Raw genomic sequence first — 6,753 nt, 5'->3', positions numbered from 1 at the left:
TGACTTTTGGCACGCTGTTGAGTTCTCAAGGAACGGACACTTCCTTCGGACCGCCTTCCAGCGGGCCCTCCGGGCGCTTCGTTCTTTCGTGTTTCAAGCTTATCAGATGTTTTCCGCTCCGTTTTCCGGAGTTTCATTCATCAGATTTACTCTGGCCTTTCGGCGCTCCCGAACTCTATCAGAGTTTTTCGGGCCGTTTTCCCGCTCCGTTCTCGAATTTCATTTCGAGAACTCCTGCAGGGGCCGTCCCGTGGGGCAACCCGGAGAACATTACGCACCGGGCTGCCCCACGTCAAACCGACCAGCGGGAGGCTCAGACCTCGACGACGACCGGCAGGATCATCGGACGGCGTCGGTAGTTGTCCGCCACCCACTTGCCGATGGTCCGGCGGACCAGCTGCTGGACCTGGCGGACCTCCAGGACGCCGTCGCCGGCCGAGCGGTCCAGCGCCTCCTGCAGCTTGGCGGCCACCGGGACGAACGCGTTGTCGTCGATGCCGGAGCCGCGGGCCTGGATGGTCGGACCGCCCACGATCTTGCCGTTGGTGGAGTCGACCACCACGAAGACCGAGATGAAGCCCTCCTCGCCGAGGATCCTGCGGTCCTTGAGCGAGGCCTCGGTGATGTCGCCGACCGACGAGCCGTCGACGTAGACGTAGCCGGCCTGCACCTTGCCGACGATCCGGGCGACGCCGTTCTCCAGGTCGACGCAGACGCCGTCCTCGGCGATGACCGTGCGGTGCTTCGGCACACCGGTCGCGATGCCCAGGTCGGCGGCGGCCCGCAGGTGGCGCCATTCACCGTGGACCGGCATCAGGTTGCGCGGCTTGCAGATGTTGAAGAAGTACAGCAGCTCACCGGCCGAGGCGTGACCGGAGACGTGCACCTTGGCGTTGCCCTTGTGCACGACCTTGGCGCCCCAGCGGGTCAGGCCGTTGATCACCCGGTAGACGGCGTTCTCGTTGCCCGGGATGAGCGACGACGCCAGGACGACGGTGTCGCCCTCGACGATGCGGATCTGGTGGTCGCGGTTGGCCATCCGGGACAGCGCGGCCATCGGCTCGCCCTGCGAACCGGTGCAGATCAGCACGACGTCCTTGTCCGGCAGGTCGTCCAGCTGCTTGACGTCCACGACCATGTTGCCGGGGACCTTCAGGTAGCCGAGGTCGCGGGCGATGCCCATGTTGCGGACCATCGAGCGGCCGACGAAGGCGACCTTGCGCTTGTACTCGTGCGCGGCGTCCAGCACCTGCTGAATGCGGTGCACGTGGCTGGCGAAAGAGGCCACGATGATGCGCTTGTCGGCGTTGGCGAAAACGTTTCGCAGCGCGGCCGAGATGTCCCGCTCGTGCGGGATGAAGCCGGGGACCTCGGCGTTGGTGGAGTCCACCAGCAGCAGGTCCATGCCTTCCTCGGCCAGCTTGGCGAAGGCCGGCAGGTCGGTGAGGCGGCCGTCCAGCGGCAGCTGGTCCATCTTGAAGTCACCGGTGGCGACGACCATGCCGGCCGGCGTGCGCACGGCGACGGCCAGCGCGTCCGGGATGGAGTGGTTGACCGCGATGAACTGGCAGTCGAAGGGGCCGATCCGCTCGCGGTCGCCCTCCTTGACCTCCAGCACGTACGGGCGGATGCGGTGCTCGGCCAGCTTGGCCTCGATCAGCGCGAGGGTGAGCTTCGAACCGATCAGCGGGATGTCCGGGTTCTCCCGGAGCAGGAACGGGACGGCGCCGATGTGGTCCTCGTGCCCGTGGGTCAGGACGATGCCGTCGATCTTGTCGAGGCGGTCCCGGATGTAGCTGAAGTCCGGCAGGATCAGGTCGACGCCGGGCTGCTCGTCCTCGGGGAAGAGGACGCCGCAGTCGACGATGAGAATGCGGTCCCCGTATTCGAAGACCGTCATGTTGCGGCCGATCTCGCCGAGGCCGCCGAGCGGAGTGATGCGGAGGGCGCCCTCCTTCAGTGCAGGGGGCGCGCCGAGTTCGGGATGCGGGTGGCTCAAAAGACTCTCCTCACGACGCACGCCATATGCCCGGGGTCCTCCCCCAAGAGACATATGGCGTGCGTACTCAGTGTCGGTTTCCTACTGGGTCGGTGCTCTCGCGCCTTCGTCCGGTTCAGCGGCAGACCTCGGGGAGGTCCGGCGAGCCGGGGCGCGCACGTCTGTGTCTGTTACAGGTGTACCCCGCCTGCGGCGAGATCCTTCTTCAATTGCGCGATCTCCTCGGGAGTCGCGCCGACCAGCGGCAGCCGGAGCGGGCCGGCAGGCAGGCCCTGGAGCTCCAGGGCGGCCTTGGTGAGGATGACACCCTGCGTGCGGAACATACCGCTGAAGACGGGCAGCAGGCTCTGGTGGATCGCCGTGGCCTTGGCCACATCGCCGCCCTGGTAGGCCTCGATCATGCTGCGCAGTTCGCCGGCGACCACGTGCCCGACCACGCTGACCACGCCGGCGGCTCCGACGGACAGCAGCGGCAGGTTGAGGATGTCGTCCCCGGAGTACCAGGCCAGGCCGGAGCGGGCGATCGCCCAGGCGGCGGCGCCGAGGTCGCCCTTGGCGTCCTTGTTGGCGACGATCCGCGGGTGCTCGCCGAGCCTGACCAGCGTCTCGTGGCTCAGCGCGACGCCGCTGCGGCCGGGGATGTCGTAGAGCATGACCGGCAGCCCGGTGGCGTCGGCGATGTACGTGGTGTGCCGGTACAGGCCCTCCTGCGGGGGCTTGCTGTAGTACGGCGTGACGACCAGCAGGCCGTGCGCTCCGGCGGCCTCGGCCTGGCGGGCCAGCTCGGCGCTGTGGTGCGTGTCGTTGGTGCCGACACCGGCCACCACGTGGGCGCGGTCCCCCACCGCCTCCACCACGGCGCGGACGAGCTCGGCCTTCTCGGCGTCGCTGGTGGTCGGGGATTCGCCGGTGGTTCCGTTGACGACGAGGCCGTCGTTGCCGGAGTCGACGAGGTGTGCGGCGAGGCGCTGGGCGCCCTCGAGGTCGAGCCCGCCGTCAGCGGTGAACGGCGTCACCATCGCGGTCAGGACCCGGCCGAAAGGCGTCTGGGGGGTGGAGGTCGGAGCCATGCGTCCAAAGCTACTCGTAGGCGGTGGGGCGGTACCCAGGCCGGTCCAGGGTTCGGACAGGTGTAGCACGCGGGTGCGGCACGCGGGGCGGCGGAAACAATGGGATTCCGGTGCTGCATGCTCGGGGGTTCAAGCAGCACCGGAATCCGTGTCACGAGCGTAGGGAGCGGCTAGAAAAGCCGCAATCCAGACATGCCCGGCAAGCCGCCCATATGCCTATCACCCCAGGTCAGGGGGCGACTCGGCCGTGCTTCTCGAAGGCCGCATGGGTGAGCGGCATGAGCTGTGCCCACTGCTCCTCCATCCGCTCGGCGACCATCTCGATCTCGCGCTGCGGGAAGGACGGCACGGCGGCGTTCTCCTTCTTGGTCCGCAGCGACAGGAAGTGCATCAGCGAGCGCGCGTTGCAGGTCGCGTACATCGAGGAGAAGAGGCCGACCGGCAGCACGGCCCGGGCCACCTCACGGGCGACACCGGCCGCCAGCATCTCCTGGTAGCGGCCGTACGCCTCGCGGTAGGCCGCCTCCATCGCCTCGGTGACGGTCTTGTGCTGCTCCGGGGTGCCGTCGAGGAACTCGTAGCGGCCCGGGCGGCCCTCCTGGACCAGCTTGCGGTCCTCACCGGGCACGTAGAAGACCGGCTCCAGCTGACGGTAGCGGCCGGACTCCTCGTTGTACGACCAGCCGCTGCGGTGCCGGTGGAACTCGCGGAACACGAAGATCGGCGCGCTGATGAAGAAGGTCATCGAGTTGTGCTCGAACGGCGTGCCGTGCCGGTCCCGCATCAGGAAGTTGATCAGGCCCTTGGACTTCTCCGGGTCCTGCTGGAGCGCCTCCAGGGACTGCTCCCCGGCCGTCGAGACCCGGGCCGCCCAGATGACGTCCGAGTCGGCGGCGGCGCTGCGGACCAGCTCGACGGTGACGTCGCTGCGGAACTGGGGGGCCGTGGTGTCGTCGGTCACGCGTTACTCCTCGCGGTTTCGGTGGTGCCGGTGGTGCCGGTGATGCTGGTCGTGCTGTGCAGCCGGATCGCGTGCTGCATGGTCTTGCGGGCGCGCGGGGTGTCGCCGGCGTCGGCGTACGCCACCGCGAGGCGGAAGAAGACCCGCCAGTCGCCCGGCGACTCCTCCGCCTCCGCCCGGCGGCGGGCGAACACCTCGTCGGCCGAGGCCCGGTCGATCCGGCCGCCCGCGGTGCGCCTGAGCTCGTCCACCGGCAGCCCGCCCTCGGCCTCCAGCTCGCGGGCGAGCCGCTCGCCGGCCCGGCCGAAGCGGACGGTCTGGCGCAGGAACCAGACGCCGATCAGCGGGATGACGAAGGCGCAGACGCCCATGCCGATGCCGAGCGGCTTGCCGGTGGCGATCAGCTGGACGCCCTCGCCGATGCAGACCAGGGCCACCAGCAGCAGCACGCCGGACAGGACGAAGAAGCCGGTACGGGACGTCATGACAGGCTCACAGGTCCAGGAAGTGTTCGAGGCCCAGGGTGAGCCCGGGGGTCTCGACGACCTTGCGGACGCCGAGCAGGATGCCCGGCATGAAGCTGCTGTGGTGCAGCGAGTCGTGCCGAATGGTGAGGGTCTCACCGGTGTCGCCGAACATCACCTGCTGGTGGGCGAGCAGGCCGCGCAGCCGGACGGCGTGCACCGGCACCCCGTCCACGTCGGCGCCACGGGCGCCGGGCAGGCTGTGGGTGGTCGGGTCCTGCTGCGGCGGCCGGCCGGCCTCGGCACGGGCGGCCGCGATCAGCTGGGCGGTGCGGGTGGCGGTGCCGCTGGGCGCGTCGGCCTTGCGGTCGTGGTGCAGCTCGACCACCTCGACCGACTCGAAGTACTTGGCGGCGGTCTGGGCGAACTTCATGCCGAGCACGGCGCCGATCGAGAAGTTCGGCGCGATCAGCAGGCCCAGCCCGGGCGCCTCGTCCAGCCAGCCGCGGACGGTGGCCAGCCGCTCGTCCGTCCAGCCGGTGGTGCCGGTGACCACGTGGATGCCATGGTGCAGGCAGTAGTCGAGGTTGGGCATCACCGAGTCGGGGTGGGTCAGCTCGACGACGACCTGCACCCCGGCGTCGGTGAGCTCCTCCAGCTTCGATTCGCGGCCGAGCGTGGCGACCAGCTCCAGGTCCGGGGCGGCCTCGACGGCCTTGACGGCCTCGGAGCCGATCCGACCCTTGGCGCCGATCACGGCGACACGCAGCGTCATAGCGAAAAGTCCCTTCAGACCAGCAGGTCGGCGAGCCTGGCGGCCCGCTTGTCGTTGATCGGGCCGATCAGCGCGAGCGACGGCCGGTACGCGCCCAGCACATCACGGGCCACCGCGTGGACGTCGTCGAGGGTCACGGCCGCTATCTTCGCCAGCATCTCGTCCACCGAGAGGTGGTGGCCGTAGCTGAGCTCGGCCTTGCCGATGCGGTTCATCAGCGAGCCGGTGTCCTCCATGCCGAGCACGGTGGAACCGGAGATCTGGCCGATCGCCCGCTGCAGCTCCTCCTCGGTGATGCCGTCGGCGACCACCTTGGCGAGCTCCTCGCGGCAGATCCGCAGCACCTCCTCGACCCGCTTGGGCTGGCAGCCGGCGTAGATGCCGAACAGGCCGCTGTCCGCGTACGACGAGGAGTACGAGTACACCGAGTAGGCCAGGCCGCGCTTCTCCCGGACCTCCTGGAACAGCCGGGAGCTCATCCCGCCGCCGAGGGCCGCGTTGAGCACGCCCATCGCCCAGCGGCGCTCGTCGTGCCGAGGCACGCCGGGCACGCCCAGCACCAGGTGGGCCTGCTCGGTGGAACGGTTGAGCACCTCGACCCGGCCGGCCGTGCGCAACGCCTTGACGCCGCGGCGGGCCACCGCCGGGGCCGCCTCCGACTTGGCGAGCAGCGGCGCGAAGGCCTGCTCGACCTGCTTGACGACCTTGCGGTGGTCCAGGTTTCCGGCTGCCGCGACCACCAGGTGCTCGGGCTTGTAGCGGCGGTGGAAGAAGCCGGCGATCTGGTCCCGGGTGAGGGCCTGGACGGTCTCCTGGGTGCCGAGGATCGGGCGGCCGAGCGGGCCGCTGCCGAAGATCGCCTTGGCGAAGAGGTCGTGCACCACGTCGCCCGGGTCGTCCTCGGCCATCGCCATCTCCTCGAGGATGACGCCGCGTTCGGCCTCGACGTCCTCGGGGCGGATCAGCGAGCCGGTGAGCATGTCGCAGACCACGTCGATGGCCAGCGGCAGGTCGGTGTCCAGCACCCGGGCGTAGTAGCAGGTGTTCTCCTTCGCGGTGAAGGCGTTCATCTCGCCGCCGACCGCGTCCAGAGCCGCCGAGATGTCCAGCGCGCTGCGCCGCTCGGTGCCCTTGAAGAGCAGGTGCTCCAGGTAGTGGGTGGCCCCGTTGAGCTGCGGGGTCTCGTCGCGCGAGCCGACGCCGACCCAGATGCCGAAGGTGGCGGAGCGCACCGTCGGCAGGGTCTCGGTGACGACCCGCAGGCCGCCGGGGAGCACGGTGCGGCGCACCGTGCCGGCGCCGTCCGCGCCCTTGAGCAGGGTCCGGGTGGAGCCGGGGCGCTGCTTCGCCGCCGAGGCCTGGGCCACGGGGGTACCTCCGTAGAAAGCATGGGGGAACAACGGGGTGGGGGGGGGGGGGGGGGGGGGGGGGGGGGGGGGGGGGGGGGGGGGTGGGGGGGGGGGGGGGGGGGGGGGTGGCGTGGG

Annotated in this window: 6 protein-coding genes; all 6 read right to left on the bottom strand. The window is 69.9% G+C overall.

The window, feature by feature from the left end; all coding sequences use genetic code 11:
* Nucleotides 1-313 precede the first annotated feature (313 nt).
* Nucleotides 314-1,999 carry a ribonuclease J gene (locus ACZ6NC_RS34075; RefSeq protein WP_465737732.1) on the bottom strand — a complete coding sequence of 562 codons (1,686 nt, stop codon included), beginning with the start codon at nucleotides 1,997-1,999 and terminating at the stop codon, nucleotides 314-316.
* A gap of 170 nt (nucleotides 2,000-2,169) precedes the next feature.
* Nucleotides 2,170-3,069, bottom strand: coding sequence for a 4-hydroxy-tetrahydrodipicolinate synthase (dapA, locus tag ACZ6NC_RS34070; RefSeq protein WP_465737731.1), 900 nt, complete (start codon nucleotides 3,067-3,069; stop codon nucleotides 2,170-2,172).
* A gap of 229 nt (nucleotides 3,070-3,298) precedes the next feature.
* Nucleotides 3,299-4,030, bottom strand: a complete 732-nt coding sequence (thyX, locus tag ACZ6NC_RS34065; RefSeq protein ID WP_465737730.1) for an FAD-dependent thymidylate synthase — start codon at nucleotides 4,028-4,030, stop codon at nucleotides 3,299-3,301.
* Nucleotides 4,027-4,515, bottom strand: a complete 489-nt coding sequence (locus tag ACZ6NC_RS34060; RefSeq protein WP_465737729.1) for a hypothetical protein — start codon at nucleotides 4,513-4,515, stop codon at nucleotides 4,027-4,029. Before ACZ6NC_RS34060 ends, thyX begins: the two co-directional genes overlap by 4 nt.
* A gap of 7 nt (nucleotides 4,516-4,522) precedes the next feature.
* A complete protein-coding gene (gene dapB / locus ACZ6NC_RS34055) occupies nucleotides 4,523-5,269 on the bottom strand; it encodes a 4-hydroxy-tetrahydrodipicolinate reductase (RefSeq protein WP_465737728.1) in 747 nt (248 codons plus the stop codon).
* A 14-nt stretch (nucleotides 5,270-5,283) separates the two neighbouring features.
* On the bottom strand, nucleotides 5,284-6,636 hold the full coding sequence (locus ACZ6NC_RS34050) for a M16 family metallopeptidase (RefSeq protein WP_465737727.1): 1,353 nt from the start codon (nucleotides 6,634-6,636) through the stop codon (nucleotides 5,284-5,286).
* Between the last annotated feature and the right edge of the window lie 117 nt (nucleotides 6,637-6,753).

The organism is Kitasatospora sp. NPDC041988, assembly GCF_055588525.1.
This window is presented reverse-complemented; position numbering and strand designations above follow the sequence as displayed.